Origin of the sequence: Amnibacterium soli (assembly GCF_039544415.1) — a bacterium.
GTDB lineage: Bacteria > Actinomycetota > Actinomycetes > Actinomycetales > Microbacteriaceae > Amnibacterium > Amnibacterium soli.
In genome coordinates, this window is sequence record NZ_BAABLP010000001.1 from 92,332 (window position 1) to 117,978 (window position 25,647).

Annotated in this window: 23 protein-coding genes; 10 read left to right on the forward strand and 13 right to left on the reverse strand. The window is 73.7% G+C overall.

Annotated features, from left to right (window positions below):
* Positions 1–21: 21 nt before the first annotated feature.
* Positions 22–687 (reverse strand): response regulator, encoded by a 666-nt coding sequence (locus tag ABEA53_RS00490; protein WP_345478935.1) that lies wholly within the window; start codon positions 685–687, stop codon positions 22–24.
* Positions 684–1,892: a sensor histidine kinase gene (locus ABEA53_RS00495; protein WP_345478936.1), complete on the reverse strand. Its 1,209-nt coding sequence runs from the start codon at positions 1,890–1,892 to the stop codon at positions 684–686. Before ABEA53_RS00495 ends, ABEA53_RS00490 begins: the two co-directional genes overlap by 4 nt.
* A 121-nt stretch (positions 1,893–2,013) precedes the next feature.
* On the opposite strand from ABEA53_RS00495, the gene ABEA53_RS00500 reads away from it, so the two are divergent.
* Positions 2,014–2,886 (forward strand): alpha/beta fold hydrolase, encoded by an 873-nt coding sequence (locus tag ABEA53_RS00500; protein ID WP_345478937.1) that lies wholly within the window; start codon positions 2,014–2,016, stop codon positions 2,884–2,886.
* Between the two features lie 61 nt (positions 2,887–2,947).
* On the opposite strand, the gene ABEA53_RS00505 is transcribed toward ABEA53_RS00500, so the two are convergent.
* The 4 genes from ABEA53_RS00505 to ABEA53_RS00520 all read right to left on the reverse strand — a co-directional run bounded on the left by ABEA53_RS00505 (position 2,948) and on the right by ABEA53_RS00520 (position 6,399).
* Entirely contained in the window at positions 2,948–3,268 is a 321-nt protein-coding gene (locus tag ABEA53_RS00505) for a hypothetical protein (RefSeq protein ID WP_345478938.1), read from the reverse strand.
* Positions 3,269–3,353: 85 nt separating this feature from the next.
* Positions 3,354–3,692, reverse strand: coding sequence for a TraR/DksA family transcriptional regulator (locus ABEA53_RS00510; RefSeq protein ID WP_345478939.1), 339 nt, complete (start codon positions 3,690–3,692; stop codon positions 3,354–3,356).
* Complete coding sequence (locus ABEA53_RS00515; protein ID WP_345478940.1) at positions 3,673–5,340, reverse strand: ATP-binding cassette domain-containing protein; 1,668 nt, start codon at positions 5,338–5,340, stop codon at positions 3,673–3,675. Before ABEA53_RS00515 ends, ABEA53_RS00510 begins: the two co-directional genes overlap by 20 nt.
* Before the next feature lie 87 nt (positions 5,341–5,427).
* Positions 5,428–6,399, reverse strand: coding sequence for an aldo/keto reductase (locus ABEA53_RS00520; protein WP_345479650.1), 972 nt, complete (start codon positions 6,397–6,399; stop codon positions 5,428–5,430).
* Positions 6,400–6,629: 230 nt separating this feature from the next.
* On the opposite strand from ABEA53_RS00520, the gene ABEA53_RS00525 reads away from it, so the two are divergent.
* Positions 6,630–9,254, forward strand: a complete 2,625-nt coding sequence (locus tag ABEA53_RS00525) for a putative Ig domain-containing protein (RefSeq protein ID WP_345478941.1) — start codon at positions 6,630–6,632, stop codon at positions 9,252–9,254.
* Positions 9,255–9,345: 91 nt separating this feature from the next.
* Positions 9,346–10,329, forward strand: a complete 984-nt coding sequence (gene add, locus ABEA53_RS00530) for an adenosine deaminase (protein ID WP_345478942.1) — start codon at positions 9,346–9,348, stop codon at positions 10,327–10,329.
* 25 nt (positions 10,330–10,354) lie between these two features.
* Here add and ABEA53_RS00535 read toward each other — a convergent pair whose 3' ends face one another.
* The 3 genes from ABEA53_RS00535 to ABEA53_RS00545 are packed head-to-tail and all read right to left on the reverse strand — an operon-like array spanning position 10,355 to position 13,431.
* Entirely contained in the window at positions 10,355–10,636 is a 282-nt protein-coding gene (locus tag ABEA53_RS00535) for a hypothetical protein (protein ID WP_345478944.1), read from the reverse strand.
* Positions 10,636–11,790: a MalY/PatB family protein gene (locus tag ABEA53_RS00540; protein ID WP_345478945.1), complete on the reverse strand. Its 1,155-nt coding sequence runs from the start codon at positions 11,788–11,790 to the stop codon at positions 10,636–10,638. The genes ABEA53_RS00535 and ABEA53_RS00540 overlap by 1 nt, the downstream gene beginning before the upstream one ends.
* A gap of 30 nt (positions 11,791–11,820) precedes the next feature.
* On the reverse strand, positions 11,821–13,431 hold the full coding sequence (locus tag ABEA53_RS00545) for a dolichyl-phosphate-mannose--protein mannosyltransferase (RefSeq protein WP_345478946.1): 1,611 nt from the start codon (positions 13,429–13,431) through the stop codon (positions 11,821–11,823).
* A 67-nt stretch (positions 13,432–13,498) separates the two neighbouring features.
* On the opposite strand from ABEA53_RS00545, the gene rsmI reads away from it, so the two are divergent.
* The 5 genes from rsmI to ABEA53_RS00570 all read left to right on the forward strand — a co-directional run bounded on the left by rsmI (position 13,499) and on the right by ABEA53_RS00570 (position 18,048).
* Positions 13,499–14,323, forward strand: a complete 825-nt coding sequence (rsmI, locus tag ABEA53_RS00550; protein WP_345478947.1) for a 16S rRNA (cytidine(1402)-2'-O)-methyltransferase — start codon at positions 13,499–13,501, stop codon at positions 14,321–14,323.
* Positions 14,324–14,378: 55 nt separating this feature from the next.
* Positions 14,379–15,287, forward strand: coding sequence for an alcohol dehydrogenase catalytic domain-containing protein (locus tag ABEA53_RS00555; RefSeq protein WP_425550589.1), 909 nt, complete (start codon positions 14,379–14,381; stop codon positions 15,285–15,287).
* A 102-nt stretch (positions 15,288–15,389) separates the two neighbouring features.
* Positions 15,390–16,976, forward strand: a complete 1,587-nt coding sequence (gene metG, locus ABEA53_RS00560; protein ID WP_345478949.1) for a methionine--tRNA ligase — start codon at positions 15,390–15,392, stop codon at positions 16,974–16,976.
* An 11-nt stretch (positions 16,977–16,987) separates the two neighbouring features.
* The gene (locus ABEA53_RS00565) at positions 16,988–17,875 is read left to right on the forward strand and encodes a TatD family hydrolase (protein ID WP_345478950.1); all 888 of its coding nucleotides are present in this window, start codon (positions 16,988–16,990) and stop codon (positions 17,873–17,875) included.
* A gap of 2 nt (positions 17,876–17,877) precedes the next feature.
* The gene (locus tag ABEA53_RS00570; protein WP_345478951.1) at positions 17,878–18,048 is read left to right on the forward strand and encodes a hypothetical protein; all 171 of its coding nucleotides are present in this window, start codon (positions 17,878–17,880) and stop codon (positions 18,046–18,048) included.
* Between the two features lie 75 nt (positions 18,049–18,123).
* On the opposite strand, the gene fdhD is transcribed toward ABEA53_RS00570, so the two are convergent.
* Positions 18,124–18,948 carry a formate dehydrogenase accessory sulfurtransferase FdhD gene (gene fdhD, locus ABEA53_RS00575; protein WP_345478952.1) on the reverse strand — a complete coding sequence of 275 codons (825 nt, stop codon included), beginning with the start codon at positions 18,946–18,948 and terminating at the stop codon, positions 18,124–18,126.
* A 62-nt stretch (positions 18,949–19,010) separates the two neighbouring features.
* On the opposite strand from fdhD, the gene ABEA53_RS00580 reads away from it, so the two are divergent.
* Positions 19,011–21,356, forward strand: a complete 2,346-nt coding sequence (locus ABEA53_RS00580) for an FdhF/YdeP family oxidoreductase (protein ID WP_345478953.1) — start codon at positions 19,011–19,013, stop codon at positions 21,354–21,356.
* A 63-nt stretch (positions 21,357–21,419) separates the two neighbouring features.
* Here the strand turns inward: ABEA53_RS00580 and ABEA53_RS00585 are convergent, their stop codons facing one another.
* Genes ABEA53_RS00585 through ABEA53_RS00595 form a run of 3 tightly spaced genes read right to left on the reverse strand, consistent with a single transcriptional unit; the run spans position 21,420 to position 24,368 of the window.
* Positions 21,420–22,550: a molybdopterin molybdotransferase MoeA gene (locus ABEA53_RS00585; protein WP_345478954.1), complete on the reverse strand. Its 1,131-nt coding sequence runs from the start codon at positions 22,548–22,550 to the stop codon at positions 21,420–21,422.
* Positions 22,547–23,362, reverse strand: coding sequence for an NTP transferase domain-containing protein (locus ABEA53_RS00590; protein WP_345478955.1), 816 nt, complete (start codon positions 23,360–23,362; stop codon positions 22,547–22,549). The genes ABEA53_RS00585 and ABEA53_RS00590 overlap by 4 nt, the downstream gene beginning before the upstream one ends.
* 10 nt (positions 23,363–23,372) lie before the next feature.
* Positions 23,373–24,368 carry an aldo/keto reductase gene (locus tag ABEA53_RS00595; protein WP_345479651.1) on the reverse strand — a complete coding sequence of 332 codons (996 nt, stop codon included), beginning with the start codon at positions 24,366–24,368 and terminating at the stop codon, positions 23,373–23,375.
* A 137-nt stretch (positions 24,369–24,505) separates the two neighbouring features.
* On the opposite strand from ABEA53_RS00595, the gene ABEA53_RS00600 reads away from it, so the two are divergent.
* Positions 24,506–25,642, forward strand: a complete 1,137-nt coding sequence (locus ABEA53_RS00600) for an esterase-like activity of phytase family protein (RefSeq protein ID WP_345479652.1) — start codon at positions 24,506–24,508, stop codon at positions 25,640–25,642.
* Positions 25,643–25,647 lie beyond the last annotated feature (5 nt).

Here is a 25,647-nt window from a genome sequence, read left to right on the forward strand (position 1 = left end):
CCGGCGGGGTGTCGCCGCGGGTCAGCGGTCGACGAGGCCGTTCTCGTAGGCGAAGACGACGAGCTGCACCCGGTCGCGGAGGCCGAGCTTCGTGAGCACGTTGCTGATGTGGGTCTTCACCGTCGCCTCCGAGACGAACTCGGTGCGCGCGATCTCGGAGTTCGACAGGCCCTTCGCCGCGTGCGCGAACACGTCCCGCTCGCGGCCGGTCAGCGACGTGAACTCGGGCGGCACCGGGCGGCGCTCCGCGGGCTCGAACCGCTCGAGCAGGGCCCGGGTGGCGGAGGCGGCGACCACCGCGGTGCCCGCGTGCACCGTGCGGATCGCGGCGATGAGGAAGTCGGGGTCGGCGTCCTTCAGCACGAAGCCGCTCGCGCCCGCGCGGATCGCGGAGGCGGCGTCCGCGTCGAGGTCGAAGGTGGTCAGCACGATGATCCGCGGTCCGGTCTCGCCGCGCGCCGTCGCGGTCTCGAGGATCCGCTTCGTCGCCGCGACGCCGTCGAGCACCGGCATGCGCACGTCCATCAGCACGACGTCCGGGCGCTCGCGCTCGACGAGGGCGATCGCCTCCTCGCCGTTCCCCGCCTCGCCGACGACCTCGAGGTCCGGCTGCGACCGGACGATCATCGAGACGCCGCGGCGGAACATCGCCTGATCGTCGACCAGGGCCACCCGGATCGTGCTCATCGTGCTCCCGACGGGGTCTGCGCCGACGCCACGACGGGGATCGCGGCGGTGGCGGCGGTGGGCAGGAACGCCCGGACCCGGAAGCGGTCGCCGTCGGGTCCGGCGCGCAGGTCGCCCTGCACGGCTCCGGCGCGCTCGCGCATCCCGATGAGGCCGTGGCCGGCGGGGGAGGGGCGCGGCGGCCGGCCCGGGTCGAGCGCGTTCACCACCTCCACGTCGAGGCCGTGCGGCGTGCGGGTGAGCACGACGGAGGCGGGACGGGCGAGGTCGCCGTGCCGCAGCGCGTTCGTCAACGACTCCTGCACGATCCGGTACGCGGCGAGCTGCGCCGAGGTGCCGAGCAGGTCGAGGCCGTCGTCCCGCGTCAGCTCGACCCGCAGGCCCGAGCCGCGGAACTGGCCGACGAGCACGTCGAGGTCCGCGAGCCCCGGCTGCACGCTCGTGGTGCCCTCGTAGCGCAGCTGCTGCAGCAGCACCCGCACGTCGGCGAGCGCCGCGCGCGACACCGCGCCGATGGTCTCGAGGGCCTCGTCGACCGACTCGGGGTCGGTGCGCCGCAGCAGCCGGGCGCCGTCCGACTGGGCGATCACGACGGCGAGGGAGTGGGCGACGACGTCGTGCATGTCCCGCGCGATGCGGGTGCGCTCCTGCTCGGCGGCGACCTGCTGGCCGGCCTCGTCCGCCTCCTCGCGGTTGCGGCGGGAGCGCCGCGCGGTCGCGACGAGCAGCCCGAGGGTCCAGGCGAGCAGCAGCGTCGCGGCGGTGAGCGCCCCGGCCTGGGCGAAGTCGGTCGCTGCGGCGGGCAGCGAACCGAGGTCGCCCTGCACCGCGTCCGTGAACCGGTACCGGGCGAGGTAGACGCCGGCGATCGCCGCACCGACCAGGGACGACGTGAAGGCGGACCAGCGGACCGCGCGCGTGCCGTACGCGGCGCAGGCGTAGACGATCGCCGGGATCGCGGCCTCCTGCAGGCCGGGGTCGCCGAGGGTGAGCATCTGCACGACCGCGCCCGCCCACGCGCCGAGCAGCGCGAGCCCCGGAGCCCAGCGGCGGACCACGAGCGCGGCGGCGAGCAGGGCGATGACCGCCCAGGAGCCGGGGATCGTCGTGTAGCCGCGCAGCGCCAGCAGCCCGAAGACGAGCGCGTAGACGAGCGCGATCGCGACGTCGGCGATCTTCTGCGTCTGGGTGAGCGGACGGAACACGCGGAAAGGCTAGGGGCGCCGGGTGCGCCGGGCCGGGCGGCGGGCGCGATCTCCTCCTTGCGGATGAGCGGGCTCCCGCGCACGGAGGGGGTTCGAGGGCGGGGATGCCAGGATCCCCGTCGTGACCCTCCGCATGCTGCCCCTGCCCGACGGGCGCCTCCTCGAGACCTGGATCAGCGGACCCGAGGACGGGCTGCCCCTGGTGTTCCACCACGGCACCCCCGGCTCCGCCCGCCCCGCTCGCGCGCTCGAGCGGGCCGTGCACGCCCGCGGCCTCCGCTTCGTGGGCCTGTCCCGCCCCGGCTACGCCGCGTCGACCCGGCAGCCGGGCCGCACGGTCGTCGACGTGGTGGCCGACACGGCCGAGGTGCTCGAGGCGCTGCGCGTCGACGAGTGCCTCGTCGCCGGCTGGTCCGGCGGCGGTCCGCACGCGCTCGCCTGCGCCGCCCGCCTCCCGCAGGCCCGTGCCGCGCTCGTCATCGCCGGCGTCGGCCCGTTCGACTCGCTCGACCTCGACTTCCTCGCCGGCATGGGCCAGGACAACGTCGACGAGTTCGGCCGCGCCGCGGTCGGCGAGCACGACCTGCGCGTGTGGCTCGAGCGGCAGCGGCCCGAGCTGCTGCAGACCACGGCCGCCGGGGTCATCGAGTCGATGGCGACGCTGCTGCCGCCGGTCGACCGTGCGGTCCTCACCGACGAGTTCGGCGAGGACATGGCGGCGTCGTTCGGCGAGGCGCTGCGCGTCTCCGTCGACGGCTGGCTCGACGACGACCTCGCGTTCGTCCTCAACTGGGGCTTCGGCCTGCAGGAGATCGCGAAGCCGGTGCTCCTCTGGCAGGGGGAGGAGGACCTGATGGTGCCGTTCGCGCACGGGCAGTTCCTCGCCCGCCACATCCCCGGCGTCGTGCCGCACCTGCTGCCCGGCGAGGGCCACCTGTCCATCACGCTCGGCGCGATCGACACGATGCTCGACGAGCTGGTCGCCGCCCGCTGACGAGACAGGGGCGCGCCCGGGTCGCCCCGGACGCGCCCCTGATCGGTCAGCGCCTGATCGATCAGCGCGAGGCGGGCGCCTCGACGCTGCCGTAGGTCACGGTGTCGACGTAGATCGTCTCGACGTCGGTGCCCTCGATGACCTCGGCGACGCGGTCGCGCCAGTCGGGCCGCACCAGGGCGGCGAGCGCGTCGAGCACGTGCTCCGGGTCGCCCTCGAACTCGAAGACCGTGACGGTCTGTCGCTCCTCGACCGTGGAGTGCGAGATCGAGACGCGCGCCGGGTAGTCCTCGCGGGACACGCCCTCGGGCATCCAGGCGTCGATGTACTGGTCGTCGCTCACGCCGTCCTTCAGCGTTCGGACGTACACGGCTCGCAGCATTCGCAGTTCCTCCTCGTAGCGGGACCCCGATCGTCCCGGGTCCGCCTGGACGCCCGCCCGGCGGGCGGGGGCGCAGCGGTGGGCGTCAGGCGTGGCGGATGCAGCGGTCGGTGGTCGGGCGGGCCTCGAGCCGGGCGGGCGCGATCGGCTCGCCGCAGATCGCGCAGGACCCGTAGGTGCCGGCGGCGACCCGGACGAGCGCCGCGTCGATCTCGGGCAGGCGCGCACGCAGCGCGGCACGGAGCGCGTCGGCCTGCGCGCGCTCGAACCCGATCGTCGCGCCCTCCGGGTCGTGCTCGTCGTCGGTGTTCGCGTCCGCCCGCGCCGCGGTGATCGCGTCGATCCGCTCGCCCGCGGCGGCGAGCTCCGCCTCCGTCTCCCGCCGCAGCGCGAGCAGGCGGGCCTCAGCGGGCGCGGCGGACATGCCCCACCGCCCAGTCGGGCGCGTCCGACTCCCGGACCCGGCCGTCCTCGTCGAACACCAGGAAGCGGTCGAAGCCGCGCGCGAACCAGCGGTCGTGGGTCACGGCGACGACCGCGCCCTCGAAGCGCCGCAGCGCCTGCTCCAGCGCCTCCGCGGACTCGAAGTCGAGGTTGTCGGTCGGCTCGTCGAGCAGCAGCATCGTCGCCCCCTCCAGCTCGAGCAGCAGGATCTGGAACCGCGCCTGCTGGCCGCCGGACAGGCTCTCGAACCGCTGCTCGGCGCTCTTCACCAGGCCGTAGCGGCCGAGCACCGAGGAGGCGCCGCCGCGGTCGAGGCCCGTGCGGTCCTCCGACCCGGCGTCGAGTATCTCGAGCAGGGTGCGGCCCGTGAACTCCGGGTGCTGGTGCGTCTGGTTGAAGTAGCCCGTGCGCACGCGGTTGCCGAGCCGCACGTCGCCCGTGTGCGCGACCGGGTCGCCGACCCCCTCCCCGCCCACCCTGTTCTCGTCGGTCTGCCGCAGCAGGCGGAGGAAATGGCTCTTGCCCGAGCCGTTGCTGCCGAGCACCGCGACGCGGTCGCCGAACCACACCTCGGTGGAGAACGGGCGCATCAGCCCGGTCAGCTCGAGGCGCTCGCAGACGATCGCCCGCTTCGCGGTGCGGCCGCCGAGCAGGCGCATCGACACCTGCTCCGGCACCGGCGCGGCCTCCGGCAGCCCCTCCGCCTGGAACCGCGCGAGGCGGGTGCGCGCCGCTTGGAGGCGCGACGCCATGTCGGAGTTGTAGGCGGCCTTCGTCTTGTACAGCTGGACGAGGTCCTTGAGCTTCTGCTCCTCCTCGAGCCAGCGGCGGCGCACCTCGTCGAGCCGGTCGTTGCGGTCGATGCGCGCCTGCCGGTACGTGTCGAGCGTCCCGCCGTGCAGCCACAGCGTCGCGCCGGCCGCGCCGCGCTCGAGCGTCGCGATGGCGGAGGCGCAGCGCGCGATCACCTCGCGGTCGTGCGTGACGAGCAGCACGGTCTTCGGCGACTCGCGGACGATGCGCTCGAGCCACTGCTTGCCGGGCACGTCGAGGTAGTTGTCGGGTTCGTCGAGCAGCAGCACGTCGTCCGGGCCGCTGAACAGGCTCTCGAGCACGAGCCGCTTCTGCTCGCCGCCGGAGAGGGTGCCGGCGCGGCGGTACCGCACCTGGTCGAACGGCACGTGCAGCGCCTCGAGCGTCGCGGAGTCCCAGCGGACCTCCTCGTCGTAGCCGCCCGCGTCGCCCCAGTCGGCCAGCGCCCGGGCGTACGCCATCTGCGCGCGCTCGCTGTCGTCGAGCATGGCGCGCTCCTCCGCCGCGTCCAGCGCCGCGGCCGCCGCCCGGATCGCGGGAGGGCTCGTCGTGAGCAGCAGGTCGCGGATCGTCGTCCCGTCGCGCACGCTGCCGACGAACTGGCGCATCACGCCCAGGCGGCCGGAGAGGCCGCGTGAGCCCGACTGCACGGGGATGCGACCGTCGAGCAGGCCGAGCAGCGTCGTCTTGCCGATGCCGTTCGGCCCGACCAGCGCCACCTTCGCGCCGTCGCCGATGCGCAGCGAGACGTCGTTCAGCAGCGGCCGGCCGTCGTCGAGGGCGTGGTCGACGTGTGCGAGCTCGAGGTGCGCCACGGGGAGCCTCCGGGGGAGCGGCGCGGTGGCCGGCTGCGCGAGCAGCCGACCAGGGTGCCGCACCCGGACGCGTCCTGCAAGCCGGGGCTACCAGGCGTAGTCCTCCGGCGCAGGCCTGTGGCCCGGGAAGATGGCGTCGAGGCGGGCGAGGGCGTCGGCGTCGAGCCGCACGTCGAGGGCGCGCAGCCCCGCGTCGAGCTGCTCGCGGGTGCGCGGGCCGATGATCGGCGCGGTCACGGCCGGCTGGTGCAGCAGCCAGGCGAGCGCGACGTCGCCCGGCTCCTGGCCGAGCTCGTCGGCGAAGTCCTCGTACTGCTCGATCTGCTCGCGGTGCGCCTCCAGCGTCTCCTTCGCGCGGCCGGAGGTGCGGCGGCTCGAGTCGCGCTCCTTCTTCAGCACCCCGCCGAGCAGGCCGCCCTGCAGCGGCGACCAGGGGATGATCCCGATGCCGTTGTGCTGCGCGGCCGGGATCACCTCGAGCTCGATGGTGCGGGCGATGAGGTTGTACAGCGACTGCTCGCTGACGAGGCCCGTGTAGCCGCGCTTCCGCGCCTCCTCCTGCGCCGTCGCGAGGTGCCACCCGGCGAAGTTGCTGCTGCCCGCGTACAGGATCTTGCCCTGGGCGACGGCGACCTCCATGGCCTGCCAGATCTCGTCCCAGGGCGTGCCCCGGTCGACGTGGTGGAACTGGTACAGGTCGATGTAGTCGGTCTGCAGCCGCTGCAGGCTGGCGTCGAGCGCCCGCCGGATGTTCAGCGCGGACAGCTTGCCCTCGTTCGGCCAGTCGCCCATGTCACCGTAGAGCTTGGTGGCGAGCACGGTCTTCTCGCGGCGCCCGCCGCCCTGCGCGAACCAGCGGCCGAGGATCTTCTCGGTGCCGCCGGGACCGGTCTTCCCGCCGTAGCGGTTGGCGGTGTCGAAGAAGTTGATGCCGGCGTCGTGGGCGGCGTCCATGATCCCGAAGCTGTCGGACTCCTCGGCCTCCATCCCGAAGTTCATGGTGCCGAGGCAGAGGCGGGAGACGGACAGGCCGGAGCGGCCGAGGTGCGTGTACTGCATGGGTGCGGTCTGCATGCCGCCAGCGTGCGCCCGTGCGCGTGCACGACCGCTGAGACCCTCGTTCTGGGGGTCGTGCGCCTCCCGAGTGCACGCTCCGTCGCACCATAACTTCACGGAAGAGCGCGTCCCCCGACTCGCGCGCTCGGTCGAGGAGACCCGTGTTCCACAGCTCTGCTCAGGCGACCTGCCGCCTGAACGCCCGCCGCCGCCTCGCGCTCGGAGGGCTCGTCATGACCGGCGCACTCGCCGCAGGCATGCTCGGCTCCGCTCCCGCCTTCGCCGATGGTGCGACGGTCGAGGTGCACAACGTCGTCGATCTCAAAGCCGCGCTCGCCGGATCCGCCACCTCGATCACGCTCGAGGACGGCTTCGACACCGACCCCGACCCCTCGGGCTCCGCCGCTTCGACGACCGTCGACGTCTCGAAGACGCTGGACCTGAACGGCGCAAGCCAGGTGAACCTCGACCAGCTCACTGTGAACGCTGGGATCGAGCTCGACATCGTCGACTCGACCTCCGTCGACGGCTCGGTCGGCGACGGCTCGGTGCACTTCAACGCGGACTCCTCCGCGACCACCCCGACGTCCGGTGTGCAGCTCGGCCACGGGGCCTCCTTCCACGTCTCAGGCGCGACGGTCTTCTCGACGGGTGCGGACGGCGGCGCCGGAATCGGGTCGGACGGAGGCGACGCGTCGTTCGCCGCGGACGGCGGGGCCGTCGTCTGGGCCTACGGCAGCGATCTGGACAGCGACAACGACCACCAGCCCGACGGCGGCGGTGCCGGCATCGGCGGATCGCACGGCGACGCGGGCATCGACGTGACCATCGGGAAGGCCTCGGTGCACGCGTCCGGCGGCGCCGGTGCAGCAGGGATCGGCGGTGGCGACCACGGGAACGGCGGCCGGGTCCACCTCGCATCGGGTGCCGGAGTGACCGCCGAGCAGGGTCCGACCATCCAGCCGGCGTTTATCGGCGCGAGCTCGATCGGTGGCGGCCAGAGCGCTGCGCAGTCCGGTGCGCTGCAGATCGACTCGGACGTGTTCTTCCAGGTGTCCAACGGGAGCCCGCTGCTGCTGCTCCCCGGCGCCGACTTCGTGAACGACGGATCCATCTACCTCGACGGCTCCAACGGCTCGGGCAACGCGATCGACGGCTCGGGCACGATCGAGAACCACGGCAGCATCACCGCCGACGGGGACCCGACGGCCCTGATCGGGCACCGCGTCGCCGTCAAGGGCTACAACTACGACCTCACCGTCGTCCCGAATGGCGGCACCATCGCCGGAGCGACGCACGCGAACCTGCTCTCCGGGTCGGTGTCCGGCCTCGTGCCGTTCTACGGCGGCGTCACCGCGCCGTCCGACGACACCCTCTTCTGGAAGTGGACCACGCAGGCGGACGGCTCGGGCACGATCGTTCCGCAGACCTACTCGTCCACCGACGACCTCACGGCGGTCGGCACCAGCATCGACGGCACGGCGGTCCCGGTGACGCTCTACGCGCAGTACGGGCACGTCCCGGCCGGGACGCAGGACACCCTGCCGGACGCGGTCGTCGGCCGGCCGTACGACCAGCAGCTTCCCGTGTCGGGCGAGGGCATCACCTCCTACACGGTCGCCGGTCCGCAGAGCTCGTCCGACCAGGGCTCCGTGCTCCCTGCCGGGCTGAGCATCGACAGCACCACGGGGCGCATCACGGGTACGCCCACCGCGGCGTTCGACGGCGACGTCACCTTCGACGTGATCGGTGTGGGCGAGAACCTCATCACGTTCCACCTCACCGTCGGCGGCGCTCCCGTCTTCGCGACCGCCGGTCTGCCCGGTGGCACCGCGGGCGAGTACTACGGCACGCAGGTGGCCGTGGGCGGGAACGACGACACCTCCTACTCGATCGTCTCCGGCGCCCTGCCCTCCGGGCTGAGCCTCGGCAGCACCGGGTACATCTCGGGCACGCCGACCGCCGCCGCCTCCGCCTCCTTCACGGTGCGGGCGACGAGCCGCTTCGGCTCCACCGACCGCGCCTTCACGATCGCGATCGGCGCGGCCGCGCCCGTCGCCTCCCGCCCGGTCCTCGGTGCCGCGCCGCGCGCGTCCGTCAAGTTCGGCCACCAGCTGACGCTGGCGGTCGCGGCGGAGAGCGCGTCTCCGCTCACCTTCAAGCTCATCGGCGGCGGCCTGCCCAAGGGCGTCGCGCTGAACGCGAGGACCGGCGTCATCACCGGCGCTCCGACCGAGTCGGGCACCTTCACCGTCCGCGTCCGGGTCGCGAACAAGGACGGCTACGAGGACGCCTTCGTGGTGATCACGGTCTCCAAGCAGGTCGACCTGATCAAGGCGAAGCCGGTCGCTCCCGTCACGGTCGGCGCCGCCGTCGTGCCGGTCAAGGTGTCGGGCTTCCAGAAGGGCGAGCACTGGACGGTCAAGGTCGACGGCAAGGTCGTCAAGCGGGGCACCGTGAAGAAGGCCGGCGCCCTGTCCGTCTCCGTGAAGCTCAAGAAGGCGAGCAAGGACAAGGTCCACACGATCGTCGTCAGCGGCTCCCGCAAGGTGACGGACCCCGCCAAGCGCGCGGCCACCGTGCTGACCGTCACGTCCCTCTCGGCCAAGAAGGCGCTGAAGCTGCACAGCGTGTCCGGCCAGGACGGTCGGAAGTACGTCGCCGTCGAGAAGCTCGCCGCCGGTGAGCACGTCGTCGTCAAGGACGGCGCGAAGACGATCGCCTCCGGTCGCGCGAGCGAGTACGGGATCTTCGTCTTCCCGCAGGCCAAGGCCGGCAAGGGCACCAGCAAGCTGACCGTGCACGGCGCCACCGCCAAGCGCGCGGGCAAGCTGACGGTGAAGAACCCCAAGCACTGACCTCGCATCACCAATGGGCCCGTGGTCCGGCATCCGCCGGGCCGCGGGCCCTCGTCGTCCGCTCGAAACATCGGGCCGGGAGGATGGAGGGGTGACCCGCGATCTCGCACTGCTGCCCAAAGGCCATCTCCACCTGCACTTCGAGGCCTCCATGCGCCCCGCGACGCTGCGCGACATCGCCGCGGAGGCGGACGAGCCGGTGCCGTCGTGGGCGGACTTCGCCGACTTCTCCGACTTCGAGGCCGCGTACGGCGACGTGCTGCACCTGATCCGCCGTCCCGACCAGCTCGAGCGGATCATGGCCGAGCTCGCCGATGACGCGAAGGCCGACGGCGTCGTCTACGTCGAGACCACCCTCGCGCCCGTGCTGCACGCCCACCTGTTCGGCGGTGACACGCAGGCGTCGCTCGACTTCCTCCTCGCCGCCGCGGCGAAGGAGGAGGCGCGCACCGGCGTCGTGATCCGGGCGATGATCGCCTCCGCGCGCACGGGCGCGGTCGAGCAGGCCGTCGCGGACGCGCGGCTCGCCGCGGCCTACGCCGACCGCGGCGTCGTCTCCTTCGGCCTGCACGCCGACGAGCGCGGCTTCCCGGCGGCGCCGTTCGCCGAGGCGTTCGACATCGCCCGGGCCGCGGGGCTGCTGATCACCCCGCACGCCGGCGAGCTGGTCGGCCCCGAGTCGGTGCGGGAGGCCGTCGAGGTGCTGCACGCCGACCGCATCCTGCACGGGGTCCGCGTGATCGAGGACGCGGAGCTGACCGCCGAGGTCGCGCGGCTCGGCGTCTGCCTCGACGTCTGCCCGAGCTCGAACGTCGTGCTGCACGTCGTGCCGGACCTCGAGCACCACCCGCTGCCCGCGCTGCTCGCGGCCGGCGTCACGTGCTCCATCAACGCGGACGACCCGGTGCAGTTCGGCCCGAACGTGCTCGAGGAGTACGAGCTGAGCCGGGAGCGACTCGGCCTCACCGACGAGCAGCTCGCCGGCTGCGCCCGCGCCTCCCTGTCCGCCTCCGGCGCGCCTGACGACGTCAAGGCCCGCGGGCTGGTCGGCATCGACGCCTGGCTCGCCGGCTGATCCTCGTCCCGCAGGCGCAGAACGCCTACGAGACGGAAGATCGAGGCAGGAGGCCGGCGACGGCGGGCACCGCGAAGCAGCGGACGCGGAGCCTGCCGTCGTCGGTCGCCAGCACCAGCGTCGACCTCGGCAGGCGCACGACGCGCACCGACGACACCGAGGCCACGAGCACCTCGACGGTCGTGCCGTCGTGCGCGGTGAGGCGGAGGCGGCGGTCCGTCAGGTGCAGCCGCCCCGCCTCCCAGCCGCGCCCGTCCGTCCGCCAGCGGGCGCGGCGGGAGGTGAGCACGACCTCGTCGGCGCTCATCAGCCGAAGGCGCGGGCCAGGCGGTCGACGATCTCCTCGAGCACCGGCAGCGGCGTCGCGAGGATGAGCCGCACGAAGCCGCGGCCAGCCTCGCCGCACGCGGCGCCGTCGGTCAGCGCGACGCCGGCCCGCTCCCGGATCGCCTCGGCCGGGGCGTCGCCCAGGTCGAGCGCGCGCACGTCGAGCCAGGCGATGTAGCTGCCCTCCGGTGCGCGGTAGCCGACCTGCGGCAGGCGCTCCGCGAGCAGCTCGCCGACCCGGGTGCGGGAGGCGTCGAGGTACTCGAGCACCCCGTCGAGCCAGGGTCCGCCCTCGGTGTACGCCGCGGTGTTCGCAGCCACCCCGAAGCCCGCGGCGCCGTGCGCGACGAGCCCCGCCACCTCCGCGTACCGCTCGGCGTCCGCGTCGTTCGACAGCACCAGCTGCGCGCACTTCAGCCCGGGCAGGTTGAACGCCTTGGAGGCGCTGATCGCCGTGATCGTGTGGGCGGCCGCCGCGTCGCTCACGCTCGCGTACGGCACGTGCCGCTGCCCGGGGAAGACGACGGGCGCGTGGATCTCGTCGGCGAAGACGCGGCCGCCGACCCGGTCGACGACCTCGCTGACCGCGACGAGCTCGTCCCGCGTCAGCACGCGGCCGACCGGGTTCCAGGGGTTGCAGAGCACCAGCACGTCCGCGCCCGCCTCGAACGCCGCCGCGATGCCGGCCAGGTCGAGCTCGTACCGGCCGTCGACCTCCGGCGACGGCACCTCGATGATCTCCCGGCCGTGCCGCTGCGGGATCTGCAGGAACGGCATGTAGGCCGGCGTCGGCACGATCACCGGCTTCGACGGGTCGGAGTAGCGCCGCAGCACCAGGTCGAGACCGGTCAGCACGTCCGCCACCGGCCGCACCTGATCCGGCCGGATCGGCCAGTCGTACCGCTCGGCGCTCCACGCCGCGGTCGCCTCGGCGAGCGCGGTCGACGCCGCGAGCGGGAGGTAGCCGGTGCGTGCCGCGTCGAGCTCCGCGTCGATCGCGGCGCGGACGACGGGCGCGATCCCGAAGTCCATCTCCGCGACGAACGCGCCGATCGCGTCGGGGAAGGCCGTCCACTTGGCGCTGCCCCGCTCGCGCAGCACCGACTCGGCAGGGACTTCGAACGGGAGCGTCATGCGGTCAATCGTGCCGTGCCCGCCGGCTCCCTAGATCCAGGTCGGCGACCACATGTGCAGGTGCCAGAACCAGTACGGCACCGGCAGCCCCGCGCTGATGGGGAAGAAGAAGGCGCTGAGCACCACGGCGGCGACCACGAACACCGCGACCAGGGTGCGGCGCACGCGCAGGCCGTAGGACGCCTCCGCGGCGACGAGCTCGTCCGGCGAGTCGATGCCCTGCGGCTTGACGACCATCAGCCCGATCGTCGCCGCGAGGGCGAGCAGCATGTAGGGCTCGAACGCGATCGAGTAGAAGAAGAACATCGTGCGGTTCGGGTACTGCAGCCAGGGCAGGTAGCCGCCGACGAAGCCCATCAGGATCAGGGCCGCCTGCCACTCCCGCTTCCGCACGAACCGCACCAGCAGGTAGACGGAGGCGGCGATCGCGGCGTACCAGATCAGCGGGTTCGGCAGGTCGGTGATCGCCGACACGCAGCTGCCGTCGCCGCACCGCCCGGCGTTCGCGTCCCACCACATCGAGGTCGGCCGGGCGATCAGCGGCCAGCCCAGCGCGGGCGCCTTGTAGGGGTGCCCGGAGTCGAGGCCGATGTGGAACAGGTAGATCTGGCTCGTCCAGGCCCACAGGTCCTGGATCGGGTCGGGCACCCACGCGAGCAGGCCGGTGAACCGCTGCCCGCCGTCCGCGAGGTAGCGCCGGTCGTACCCGCTGCCGGTCACGAACCAGCCGGTCCAGCCGAGCAGGTAGGCGGCGAGCGCAGGCGGCAGCATGCTGACGGCGATCATCGGCGCCTGCTTCAGCAGCCCCGCCGACCACCAGAACTTCACCCCGGCCCGCCGTCGCAGCAGCAGGTCGGTGCCGACGGCGTAGAGGGCGAAGGCCGCGAGGAAGTACAGGCCCGACCACTTCACAGCGGTGCAGAGGCCGAAGGCGACGCCCGCGCCGATCAGCCACGGTCGCCAGAGGAGCGTCGGGCCCCACTCGCCGATGCCGCGCCTCCGGCGCATCAGCCAGGCGCCGAGCCGCCGCTCGGCGAAGAAGCGGTCCTCGAGCACGCAGGCGAAGCCCGCGAGCGCCAGGAACATCACGATGTTGTCGAGCAGACCGATCCGCGACATCACGATCGCCTGGTTGTCGATCGCGAACAGGCCGCCGGCGAGGGTCGTGACGAGCGGCGTGCGGAACATCCGGTGCGCGACGAGCATCAGCAGGGCCACCGCCAGGATCCCCACGACCGCGACGGACAGCCGCCAGCCGTAGGGGTTCTGCGCGCCGCCGGCGGCGACCTCACCGAGGGCGATGATCCACTTGCCGAGCGGGGGATGCGCGACGTACTGGGCCGTCGAGGAGTAGAAGTCGACGTGCCCCGCCTCGAACGCCCTGTTCACGTCGCCGAAGCCGGCGGGCGCCTGCGCGGCGTCCCAGGAGCCCTCGTACCCGAGGTGCAGGAGGGTCCACGCGTCCTTGACGTAATAGGTCTCGTCGAACACGAGGTGCGGCGGGTAGCCCAGCCCGACGAGGCGTGCGACGGCCGCGATCAGCAGCACCGCGGGCGGCCCGTACCGCAGCCAGGAGGAGATCCGGTCGAAGAGCGGAAGGCGCGCCGCCGTCTCGGCGACGGGAGCGACGGCCTGCGACACGGAGGAAGGATACGGTCGCGCCCGGCTCCCGCAGCGGCGCCGCGACCGGCAGCGGCAGACTCTGGGGGTGCTCGTGCTCGCCGCCACCCCGATCGGCAACCTCGGCGACGCGTCGCGCCGCCTGATGGACGCGCTCGCCGGGGCCGACGTGATCGCCGCGGAGGACACCCGGGTCGCGCAGCGGCTGCTCGCGGGCCTGCACGTGGAGACGCACGCCCGGCTCGTCACGGTGAACGAGCACACCGAGCGGGCGCGCATCGCCGAGCTGCTCGACGCCGCACGGGCGGGGGAGGTGGTCCTCGTCTCGGACGCGGGCATGCCGACCGTGTCCGACCCGGGCTTCGCGCTGGTCCGCGCGGCGATCGACGCGGACGTGCCGGTCACCGCGATCCCCGGCGCCTCCGCGGTGCTCACCGCGCTGGCGCTCGCCGGGCTGCCGACGGACCGGTTCGTGTTCGAGGGGTTCCCGCCGCGGAAGCCGGGGGAGCGGCGGCGCTTCCTCGAGACGCTCGCCGCGGAGCCCCGCACGACCGTCCTGTTCGAGTCCCCGAACCGCACCGCGTCGCTGCTGCAGGCGATGGTGGAGGTGTTCGGTCCGGACCGCCAGGTCGTCGTCGCCCGGGAGCTCACGAAGCTGTTCGAGGAGGTCGTGCGCGGCACCGTCGCCGAGGTCGCGGCGTGGGCCGAGCAGGGCGTGCGGGGCGAGGTGGTGGTCGTGCTCGCGGGCGTGGCGGCGGTGCCCGTCGACGCGGACGACGCGCTCGCCGAGGTGCTCGCCCTGGTGGACGGCGGCGCGCGGTTGAAGGACGCCTCGGCGGAGGTCGCGGGGCGCACCGGGCTGTCCCGGAAGGCGCTCTACGACGCCGCGCTGGCCGCCCGCGCAGGGCGCTGAACGACGGGAAGTCCTCCGACGCCGGTCGGGTTGGTCCCAGCATGCGAGCGGTGCGATTCGACGGGTACGGCGACGAGACGGTCCTCGAGGTCCGGGAGGTGCCGGACCCGGTGCCCGCGAGGTCGTCGTGCGGGTCGTCGCCGCGGGCACGAACCCGGGCGAGGTCGGCATCCGGTCCGGCGCGCTGGCGTCGATGTTCCCGGCCGTGTTCCCGGAGGGGCAGGGCAGCGACCTCGCCGGCGTGGTCGCCGCGGCGGGTCCCGGCGTCAGCGGGGTCGCGGTCGGCGAGCCCGTGATCGGCCTGTCCGACGGCCGGAACGCGCAGGCGGAGCTCGTGCTGCTGCCCGCCTCCCGCGTCGTGCCGAAGCCCGAGGCGCTCGACTGGGACGTCGCCGCCACGCTGTACGTGGCCGGCACCACCGCGCTCGCGCTGCTGCAGACCGTGCCGGTCGCGGCCGGCGACACGGTCGTCGTGGCCGGGGCCGCCGGCGGCGTCGGGGTGTTCCTCACGCAGCTCGCGGTCGGCACCGGCGCACGCGTGCTCGCGGTCGCCGGGGAGGCGAACCACGACTGGCTGCGGCAGCACGGCGCCGAGTCCGTCGCCTACGGGGACGGGCTCGAGGACCGCCTCCGCGCAGCCGCGCCCGACGGCGTCGCCGCCTTCTTCGACCTGTTCGGGAACGGGTACACCGACCTCGCCGTGGCGCTCGGCGCGGCGCCGGAGCGCGTCGCGACGGTCGCCGACTTCGCCGCCGGCGACCGCCTCGGGGTGCAGGTGACGGGCATGGCCGCGCTCGAGGACCCGGCGCAGGGCGTCCGCACGCTCGCGGCGATCGCGTCGGAGGGCGGCTTCGAGGTGCCGATCAAGGGCCGCTTCCCGCTCGAGCAGGTGCAGGACGCGTACCGCGAGGTTTCGCGCCGCAGCGGCCTCGGCAAGGTCGTCCTGCAGGTCTCCGCGCCCTGACGCCCTGCTGTCCGCGGATCAGAGGAGCCGGTCCGCTGCATTCCCTCGTCCGCGAACAGGTCTGGTCGTCACGTGCATCGGCGCGCCCGGTAAAATCCCGTGGTGCCCGCAGACCGGTCGTTCTACATCACCACGCCGATCTTCTACCCCTCCGACGTGCCCCACATCGGTCACGGCTACACCGAGGTCGCCGCGGACGTGCTGTCCCGCTGGCACCGGCAGGCCGGCGACGACACCTGGTCCCTGACCGGCACGGACGAGCACGGGCAGAAGATGCTCCGCACCGCGACGGCGAACGACATGGGGCCGCGCGAGTGGGCGGACAAGCTCGTGCAGGAGTCCTGGATCCCGCTGCTCGAGACGCTCGACATCGCGAACGACGACTTCATCCGCACGACGCAGCCCCGCCACGAGCAGGGCGTGGCCGCCTTCATCCAGAAGCTCTACGACACCGGCTTCATCGAGGCGGGCGACTACGAGGGCTTCTACTGCGTGGGCTGCGAGGAGTACAAGCAGACCTCCGAGCTCGTCACGGGCACCGGGAAGTACGACGGCGAGCTCGTCTGCGCGATCCACTCGATCCCGGTCGAGCTGCTGAAGGAGCGCAACTACTTCTTCCGCATGAGCCGCTTCACCGACCGGCTGCTCGCCCTCTACGAGGAGCGGCCCGACTTCGTGCAGCCCGACAGCGCCCGCAACGAGGTCGTGCAGTTCGTGAAGCAGGGCCTCGACGACCTGTCGATCTCGCGCTCCACGTTCGACTGGGGCGTGCCCGTGCCGTGGGACACCAAGCACGTCGTCTACGTGTGGTTCGACGCGCTGCTGAACTACGTGACCGCCGTCGGGTTCGACGGCGACGAGGCGACCCTGAACCGTCGCTGGCCGGCCACGCACCTGGTCGGCAAGGACATCCTGCGGTTCCACGCGGTGATCTGGCCCGCGATGCTGATGGCCGCGGGGCTGGAGGTGCCCAAGCAGGTCTTCGCGCACGGCTGGCTGCTCGTCGGCGGCGAGAAGATGTCGAAGTCGAAGCTGACCGGCATCGCGCCGAACCAGATCACCGACGTCTTCGGCTCCGACGCCTTCCGCTACTACTTCCTCCGCGCCATCCCCTTCGGGCAGGACGGCTCGTTCTCGTGGGAGGACCTCGCCGCCCGCTACCAGGCCGAGCTCGCGAACGGCTTCGGCAACCTCGCCTCCCGCGTGATCGCGATGCTCACCCGCTACCGCGGCGGCGTCCTGCCGGCGCCGGGCGAGGCGAGCGAGCGCGACCTCGGCATCCGCGAGACCGTGCGGCGCGCGGCGGTGGAGGCGGACCTCGCGATCGAGCGGATGGCGCCGCACGAGGCGGTCGCGGCGATCTGGACGATCGTCGAGGAGCTGAACGGCTACATCACCCTCGAGGAGCCGTGGGCGCTGGCGAAGGACCCGGAGCAGGCGGGGCGCCTCGACTCGGTGCTCGCGACCGCGGCGGAGGGGCTCCGCGCGCTCGCCGTGCTGCTGTCCCCGGTGCTGCCGAAGGCGACGGCGAAGCTCTGGACCGCGCTCGGCGCGGAGCCCGCGCTCGGCCTGCTGCTCGACCAGCGCCTCCGCGCCGCCGGCGACTGGGGGAAGCTGCCCGCCGGCACGACGGTGCAGGCGCTCGAGCCGCTCTTCCCGCGCATCGACCCCGAGGTCCTGAATGCCTGAGGCGCCGGCCCGTGGCTGACCGCAGCTACCCGGCGCTGCCGGAGGCGCTGAAGGTCCCCGTCTACGACGACCACACCCACATCGACCCCTTCTCCGGGCCGGGCTGGTTCGGCGACGACGGAGGCGAACCCCTCGACTGGCGGGAGCAGCTCGACCGCGCCTCCGTCGCCGGGGTGAAGGGCGTCGTGCAGGTCGGCACCGACGTCGAGTCCAGCCGCTGGTCCGCCGGGCACGCGGCGATCGACCCCCGCATGCTCGCCGCCGTCGCGATCCACCCGAACGACGCCGCGGTGCTGGAGGCGGAGGGCGGCCTCGACGACGCGCTCGCCGTGATCGACGAGCTCGCCGCGCAGCCGCGCGTGCGGGCCGTGGGGGAGACCGGCCTCGACTTCTACCGGACGGGGGAGGAGGGGCGCGCCGCTCAGTTCCGATCCTTCGAGGCGCACATCGACATCGCGAAGCGGCACGGCGCCGCGCTGCAGATCCACGACCGCGACGCGCACGTCGAGGTCGTCGACACCCTGCTGCGCGTCGGCGCCCCCGCCCGCACGGTGTTCCACTGCTTCTCCGGCGACGCGGGCCTCGCGCGGCTCGCCTCCGCGAACGGCTGGTACCTCTCCTTCGCCGGCACCGTCACGTTCAAGAACGCGGAGGGCCTGCGCGAGGCCCTGCGCGTCACGCCGCGCGACCGGCTCCTCGTGGAGACGGACGCGCCCTGGCTCGCGCCCGCGCCGGTCCGCGGCCGCCCGAACGCCCCCTACCTCGTGCCCCACACCCTCCGCTTCATGGCGCAGGTGCTGGAGACGGACCCGTCGATGCTCGCCGCGCAGATCGCGAGCAACGCGGAGGCGGTCTACGGCAGCTGGACCGACGACGCCCCCGACCGGCAGGGGCGCTGACCGTGCCGCGCAGGATCGTGATCTCGGCCGTGCTGGCCGTGGTGCTGCTCGCGCTGCAGCTGCTCGCGGGCAACGGCATCGGCGCGGCGCTCGCCAGCGCGGTGATCGGCTTCGTCGTCGCCTTCGTCGTGCTGCTGCTCTCCGACCGCTGGTTCACCCGCCGCGGCCGCTGATCCGCACTTCGCTCACGCTTCTTGCCGCGTGAGTGCCCGTTGCGCGGCACGAAGCGTGAGCGAAGAGGGGCGTGCTCAGGCGGTGATGCGCTCCGGGTGGGCGTAGATCGTGAAGGAGCGGCCCCGGCTGAAGCCCACCAGGGTGATGCCGGCCTCCTCCGCGAGCTCGACCGCGAGGGAGGAGGGCGCGCTCACGGCCGCGAGCACCGGGATGCCCGCCATGCGCGCCTTCTGCACGAGCTCGAACGAGGCGCGGCCCGACACCTGCAGCACGGTGCGGGACAGGGGCAGCCGCCCGTCGGTGAGCGCGCGCCCGACGATCTTGTCGACGGCGTTGTGGCGGCCGACGTCCTCCCGCACGACCTCGGCGACGCCGTCGGCGTCGAACAGGCCCGCCGCGTGCACGCCGCCGGTCGCGTCGAAGAGCCGCTGCTCCGCGCGCAGCCGGTCGGGCAGCCCCGCGATCAGCGCCTCCGGCACCGTGAACCCGACGGGCAGGATCGGGAAGGCGGAGGCGGTGCGCACCGCGTCGATGGAGGCGAGGCCGCACACCCCGCAGGCGCTCGTCGTGTACATCGTGCGGGCGCGCTCCGCGGCCTGGGCCACCCCGCGCCCGGTCACCGTCGCGTCGACGATGTTGAAGGTGGGCTCGCCGTCCATGCCGATGCCGGACACGGTGCGCATGTCGGGCAGGTCGTCGCGCGCAGCCACGACCCCCTCCGACACGAGGAAGCCCGCCACGAGGTCGAAGTCGTCGCCGGGCGTGCGCATCGTCACGCTGAAGCGGGAGCCGTTCACCCGGATCTCGAGCGGCTCCTCGAGCGCCAGCACGTCCTCCCGCACCCGGCGGTGCTCCGCCACGCGCACGTTCTGCACCCGCCGCCGTGCGATCAGCCTCATGCGGCGATGATCGCACCGCCCGTCCGGGAGGCGGGACGTAGCATCGCGACCGGGAGGCGGACATGGGCGACGACACCACCGCGCGAGCGGAGCAGAACATCGGCGACTCGGGGCTTCGCGTGACGAAGCCCCGGACGCATGCGACCGGCTGGCCGGCCATCGGGCACTCGCTGCAGATGGGCGAGGAGCAGATGGGGCCCGTCCGCACGGCGCGCACCCTGATGGCGATCAACCAGGTGAAGGGCTTCGACTGCCCGAGCTGCGCGTGGCCCGACCCGGAGCCGGGGCGCCGCTCGCCCGCCGAGTTCTGCGAGAGCGGCGCGAAGGCGACGGCCGAGGAGGCGACGACGCGGCGCGTGACCCCGGAGTTCTTCGCCGCGCACCCCGTGTCCGAGCTCGAGGACTGGGACGACTACTCCCTCGGCATGCAGGGCCGCCTGACCACGCCCATGCTGCTCGACGCGGGGGACACCCACTACCGGCCCGTGTCCTGGGACCGCGCGTTCGACGTCGTGCAGGAGGAGATCGACCGGCTCTCCTCGCCCGACGAGGCGGTCTTCTACACCTCCGGCCGCACGAGCAACGAGGCCGCGTTCGTCTACCAGCTGCTCGTCCGCTCGCTCGGCACGAACAACCTGCCGGACTGCTCGAACATGTGCCACGAGTCGACGACCCGCGCGCTGACGCAGACAATCGGCATCGGCAAGGCGACCGTCAACATCGACGACATCGAGCACGCCGACCTGATCATCGTCGCCGGGCAGAACCCGGGCACGAACGCGCCCCGCATGCTGACCCGCCTCGAGAACGCGAAGAAGAACGGCGGCCGCATCGTCGCCGTCAACCCGCTGCGGGAGGCGGGGCTGCTGCACTTCGACAACCCGCAGTCGGTGCGCGGCCTCGTGTTCAAGGGCCGGCAGATCGCGGACGAGTTCCTGCAGATCCGGCTCGGCGGCGACCAGGCGCTGTTCCAGGCGCTCGGCAAGGTGCTGATCGAGCTCGACGCGCAGCGCGGCGGCACCGTGCTCGACCACGACTTCATCGACCACTACACCGACGGCTTCGAGGGCTGGAAGGCGCAGGTGCTGTCCGTCGACTGGGCGGAGGTCGAGCGCGCGAGCGGGCTGACGGAGCGGCAGATCCGCACGGTCGGCACGATGATGGCCGACGCGAGGAGCGTGATCATCGCCTGGGCGATGGGGCTCACGCAGCACGCGAACGCGGTCGCGACGATCCGCGACCTCACGAGCCTCCTGCTCGCGACGGGCAACATCGGCCGGCCGGGCGCCGGCCTGCTGCCGGTGCGCGGGCACTCGAACGTGCAGGGCGACCGGACGATGGGGATCTGGGAGCAGATGCCCGCCCCGTTCCACGACCGCCTCGACGCGGAGTTCGGCTTCGCCTCCCCGCGGGAGAAGGGCTTCGACACGGTCGAGGCGCTGAAGGCGATGCACGAGGGCCGCGTGAAGGTGTTCATGGGGATGGGCGGCAACTTCGCGAAGGCGACGCCCGACACCGCGTCGACGGAGGCGGTGATGCGCACGCTGTCGCTGAACGTGCAGGTGTCGACGAAGCTGAACCGGTCGCACGTGGTGCACGCCCGCCGGTCGCTGATCCTGCCGACGATCGCCCGCACCGAGATCGACCTGCAGGCCTCCGGGCCGCAGCGGGTCAGCGTCGAGGACACGGTGAGCGCGGTGCACGGCTCGCACGGCCACCTGCAGCCGGCGTCGCCCGAGCTGCGCAGCGAGGTCGCCATCGTCACCGGCATCGCCGAGCGCGTGCTGGCCGGCCGGCCGAACACCGCGTACGCCGACTGGAAGGCGATGCGCGACGACTACCGGGTGATCCGGAAGCACATCTCGCACGTCGTGCCCGGCTTCGAGGCGTACGAGGAGAAGCTGGACCGGCCGGGCGGCTTCGTGCTGCCGCACGCGGCGCGCGACACCCGCCACTTCACGACGAACACCGAGGGCGGCAAGGACGCGCGGGCGCAGTTCACCGTGAACGCGCTCGAGTACCCGTGCGTGCCGGAGGGGCGCCTGCTGCTGCAGACCATCCGCTCGCACGACCAGTTCAACACCACCGTCTACGGCAAGGACGACCGCTACCGCGGCGTGCACGGCGCCCGCGAGGTCGTGCTGGTGCACCCCGACGACCTCGCCGCGCGGGGCCTCGCGGAGGGCGACCGGGTCGACCTGATCAGCGAGTGGACCGACGGCACCGAGCGCCGCGCCGAGGGCTGGCGGGTCGTCTCCTACAACACGCCCCGCGGCAACGCGGCGGCCTACTACCCCGAGGCGAACGTGCTCATCCCGCTCGGCTCCTCCGCGAAGGAGAGCAACACCCCGGTCGCGAAGGCGATCGTCGTCCGCCTCGAGCCCTCCCGGGTCCCCGTCCCCGCGTAGCGCGCTTTCATCGTCACGGAGTTCGGGCTCTGCCAGAACTCCGTGACGATGAAGACAGGGGTCTCACCAGGGGAGGGGGAGCACCTGCGCGTCGACGCCGGCGGGCACGCCGCCCTGCGGCACGACCGCGAGCACGTCGGAGGCGGCGAGCCCGCGCAGCATGTTCGGGCGGGTGCCCGTGGCGGGCTCCAGCCCCTCCTCGGACCAGCGGCACGGCACGAGCGAGACGCCGCCGTCCCACCCGGGCAGCTCCACCGCGACCGGCGCGGCGACCTCCTCCAGCCGGTTCGCGCCCGTCGCGGCGTCGACGAGCGGAGGCAGGAAGGACACCAGCACGGAGACCGCGGCGAGCGGGTTGCCCGGCAGCCCGAGCAGCGCCCGGCCGTCCGGCAGGCGCACGAGCAGCGCCGGGTGGCCCGGCCGCATCGCGACGCCGTCGAACACCGGCTCGGCGTCGCCGAGGGCCTCCCGCAGCCGGTCGACTCCGCTGCGGCCCGTGCCGCCGACGGTCACGACCACGTCCGCCTCCGCGACCGACGCGATGGCTTCGCGGATCGCCCGCGGGTCGTCGCCGACGCGGACGGGCGGCAGCGCCTCCGCGCCCACGCCGACCGCGGCGAGGGGGAGGAGCGGGTCGAACGCGTCCCGCACGCGACCGGCGGCCGGCAGCCCGGTCGTCACGACCTCGTCGCCGGTGAGCACGAAGGCGACCCTTGGCCGCCGGTGCGCCAGGACGGTGTCGAGGCCTGCGATCGCGAGCACCGCGACGAGCGCCGGGCTCAGGCGCGTCCCCGCTGCGGCGAGCACGGCGCCCTGCGGCGCCTCCTCGCCCGCGCGTCGCACGTGCGCGTGCGGCTGCGGCGGGTGCGCGTCGAGCAGCCCGTCGATCACGGCACCCCGCTCGATCGGCACCACCGCCGCGGCGCCCATGGGCAGCGCGCTGCCGGTCACGACCGCGTGCGCCTGGCCGGGCACGAGCACGTCCTCCTCCGTGATCCGCCACGGCGGCGGTCCGGACACCGCCCAGCCGTCCATGGCGGAGCTGTCGTAGTGCGGCACCGCGCGCGGTGCGACCGCGTCGTCCACGAGCACCGCGCCGACCGCGTCCCGCAGCGGCAGCTCGACCGGTTCGGAGGCGGGCCAGGCGGCGGCGAGGTCGCGCGCCTGGACCCAGGGCAGACCGGCGGCGCTCATCCCCGGATGGCCGTGTCGGCGCGCGCGATCGCGGCGGCCACATCGGCCGCGGAGCCGCCCGCGCGGCCCGCGGCGTAGCCGGCGAGGAACGTCGTCAGCGGTGCGGCCGGTCGCACGACCGAGTGCGCGGCCCTGCCCGCGAGCCCCAGGATCGCGTCGCGGTCCGCGGGCACGTCCTCGAGCCCGAGCGCCTGCGTCAGCGTCGCCCACCACGTCTCGAGCGCGGCTCCCACGTCGTCGGTCATCCCCGCCTCCTCACCCGGCAGGGTCACCCCGGCCCGCCGCGCATCGGCCACGGTATCCACGTCCGCTTCGAGGCCCGGTGGGAGGTGCACGGACGCGACGTCGAGCGCGCCCACGAGCGCGCGCAGCGGCCGGTCGGTCGGGTCGCGGAGCGCCTGGGCGGCCGCCTCGAGCGCGGCGGCTCGGTATCGCGCGAGCAGCCACTGCTTGCGGCCGTCGGCGTCCACCACGACCGCGCCGTCGGTGTCGATCGGGGCGGCGAGCAGCAGCGGCACCGCCTCCGGCAGCCGGGGCAGGTCGACCGCGAGCAGCAGCACCTCGTCGACCGCCGGCAGCGCCCGCAGCCCCGCGACCACCGCGGCGGCGGGCCCGGAGCGCGGCGGGTCCTCCCGCACGATCCGCAGGCCGGGCCGGTCGCGGGGCGGCCCGACGACGACGACCTCCATCCCGGCGAGCGCATCGAGCGCCCGGTCGAGCAGGGTCGCGCCGTCGAGCCGCAGCGCGGCCTTGTCGACGCCGCCGAGCCGGGAGCCGGCGCCGCCGGCCAGCAGCACCGCCCCCGTCGTCATCGGCGGACCGCTACCAGCGCTCGTGGATCGCGGCGCCGAAGAACTCGTCGTAGATCGCGTGCACGCCCGCGTCGAACGCCGGGCTCAGCTGCGGCAGGCGTCCGCTCGCCGCGTTCGACTCGGCCTGCTGCACGTTGCGCGCGCCCGGGATGACCGTCGTGACGCCCGGCTGCTGCGCGGCCCAGGCGAGCGCGGCCTGCGCGGGCGTCGTGCCCTCGGGCGCCTCGTCGGCCACGAGCTCCGAGAAGCGGCGGGCCGCCGCCACGCCCTCGGTGAAGTCGACGCCGGAGAAGGTCTCGCCCTGGTCGAAGGCCTCGCCGTTGCGGTTGTAGCTGCGGTGGTCGTTCGCGGCGAACTCGGTGTGCTCGTCGTACTTGCCGGAGAGCAGGCCGGAGGCGAGGGGCACGCGGGCGAGGATCCCGACGCCCGCGGCCTGCGCGGCGGGCAGCACCTCGTCGAGCGGCTTGAGCCGGAAGGCGTTGAAGATGATCTGCACGCTCGCGACGTGCGGGCGGGCGATCGCGGTGAGTGCCTGCGCGGTCTCCTCGACCGAGACGCCGTAGGCCGCGATGGCGCCCTCCTCGACGAGGGTGTCGAGCGCGTCGTACACCGCGTCGTCCTCGTAGACGGCGGTCGGCGGGCAGTGCAGCTGCACCAGGTCGAGGGTGTCCTGGCCCAGGTTCCTCCGCGACCGGTCCGTCCACTCGCGGAAGTTCGCCAGCACGTAGTTGGACGCGACCTGGTCGACGCGGCGCCCCATCTTCGTCGCGACCGTCACGCCCGAGCCGGGGTTCGCGGCGAGCCAGCCGCCGATGAACGACTCGCTGCGGCCGTCGCCGTAGACGTCGGCGGTGTCGAACAGGGTGACGCCGGCCGCGGCGGAGGCGTCGAGCACCGCGCGCGCGTCCTCCTCCGACACGTCGCCCCAGTCGGCGCCGAGCTGCCAGGTGCCGAGGCCGATGGCGGAGACCGAGCGGCCGGTGCGGCCGAGCGTGCGGGTGGGCATCAGTTCGTCGTCGAGCATGCCTCCATCCTCCCCGCCCCCGGCTGCACGCGGACCTCGGCGCCGCCCGCCTGAACGCCCGTCGAACAGCGCGGGAACGCCCTGGCGGGTCGCCCCGGAGGAGGGGGAGCGTGGTCCGCATGCGACCCCGCGCCCTCCTCGTCCCGCTCGTCGCCCTGCTCGCCTGCGCCGTCGCGGTACCCGCCGCCGCGAGCCAGGAGCGCGCGCATCCGAAGCCGGAGCCGGTCTCGTTCTCCTACCTCGGCGAGACCGAGCTGCCGAACGCGCTGCAGTTCGAGGGCACCACGGTGGGCGGCCTGTCCAGCATCAGCTGGGACGCCCGCACCGGGAAGTACCTGATCATCAGCGACGACCGGTCGCAGATCGACCCGGCCCGCTTCTACACGGCGGCGATCAGCGCCCGCCGCGGCGCGGTGACCCTGCGGCTCGAGGCCACCGCGCCGCTGCGGCAGGCGGACGGCAGCCCCTTCCCGCCCACCTCCGCCGACGGCGCCGTGATCGCGCCCGACCCCGAGGGCATCGCGGTCGACCCGCGGCACCGCCGCTTCGCCTGGTCGAGCGAGGGGGAGCGGGTGCTGTCGCCGCTCACGCTCGGCGACCCGGCGGTCCGCCTCGCCGACGCCTCCGGCCGCACGACGGCGACGCTGCCGATCGCGCCGCAGCTGCACATGAACGCGCAGGAGGTGGGGCCGCGGCGCAACCAGACGCTCGAGGGCCTGTCGTACACGCCGAACGGCGCGCAGCTGTGGGCCGCGATGGAGGACCCGCTGTACCAGGACGGGGAGGACCCGGCCGCGGACCACGGCGCCCGCGTGCGGTTCACCGAGTACGACGCCGCGCATCGCCTGCCCGTCGCCCAGTACGCGTACCCGCTGTCGCCGCTCTTCGAGGCGGGTCCCGCGGGCTCGACGAACGGGGTCAGCGACATCGCGGCGCTCGGCGGCGGCCGCTTCCTCGTGCTCGAGCGCGCCTTCACGACCCGCAACAAGATCCGCGTGTTCGAGGCCGACGCCTCCCGCGCCACCGACGTGCTCGGCCGCGACGCGCTCGCCGCAGCGCCCATGACCGCGATGCGCAAGCGGCTCGTCGTCGACCTCGCCGCCGTGCACGGACTGCCGCGCATCGACAACGTCGAGGGCATCACCGTCGGTCCGCGGCTGCACGACGGGCGCCGCCTGGTCGTGCTCGTGTCCGACGACAACTTCAGCACCGGGCAGGTGACGCAGGTCATCGCGTTCGCCGCGTCGGGACTCTGATCCGG

Bases quoted from the DNA above. Each gene is read 5' to 3' on its own strand.
- ABEA53_RS00525 (WP_345478941.1), top strand. From the start codon at position 6,630: ATGACCGGCGCACTCGCCGCAGGCATGCTCGGCTCCGCTCCCGCCTTC.
- ABEA53_RS00510 (WP_345478939.1), bottom strand. From the start codon at position 3,692: ATGTCCGCCGCGCCCGCTGAGGCCCGCCTGCTCGCGCTGCGGCGGGAG.
- ABEA53_RS00595 (WP_345479651.1), bottom strand. From the start codon at position 24,368: ATGCCCACCCGCACGCTCGGCCGCACCGGCCGCTCGGTCTCCGCCATC.
- ABEA53_RS00590 (WP_345478955.1), bottom strand. From the start codon at position 23,362: ATGACGACGGGGGCGGTGCTGCTGGCCGGCGGCGCCGGCTCCCGGCTC.
- ABEA53_RS00490 (WP_345478935.1), bottom strand. From the start codon at position 687: ATGAGCACGATCCGGGTGGCCCTGGTCGACGATCAGGCGATGTTCCGC.
- fdhD (WP_345478952.1), bottom strand. From the start codon at position 18,948: ATGAGGCTGATCGCACGGCGGCGGGTGCAGAACGTGCGCGTGGCGGAG.
- ABEA53_RS00540 (WP_345478945.1), bottom strand. From the start codon at position 11,790: ATGACGCTCCCGTTCGAAGTCCCTGCCGAGTCGGTGCTGCGCGAGCGG.
- ABEA53_RS00505 (WP_345478938.1), bottom strand. From the start codon at position 3,268: ATGCTGCGAGCCGTGTACGTCCGAACGCTGAAGGACGGCGTGAGCGAC.
- ABEA53_RS00535 (WP_345478944.1), bottom strand. From the start codon at position 10,636: ATGAGCGCCGACGAGGTCGTGCTCACCTCCCGCCGCGCCCGCTGGCGG.
- ABEA53_RS00580 (WP_345478953.1), top strand. From the start codon at position 19,011: ATGGGCGACGACACCACCGCGCGAGCGGAGCAGAACATCGGCGACTCG.
- ABEA53_RS00585 (WP_345478954.1), bottom strand. From the start codon at position 22,550: ATGAGCGCCGCCGGTCTGCCCTGGGTCCAGGCGCGCGACCTCGCCGCC.
- ABEA53_RS00520 (WP_345479650.1), bottom strand. From the start codon at position 6,399: ATGCAGTACACGCACCTCGGCCGCTCCGGCCTGTCCGTCTCCCGCCTC.
- ABEA53_RS00600 (WP_345479652.1), top strand. From the start codon at position 24,506: ATGCGACCCCGCGCCCTCCTCGTCCCGCTCGTCGCCCTGCTCGCCTGC.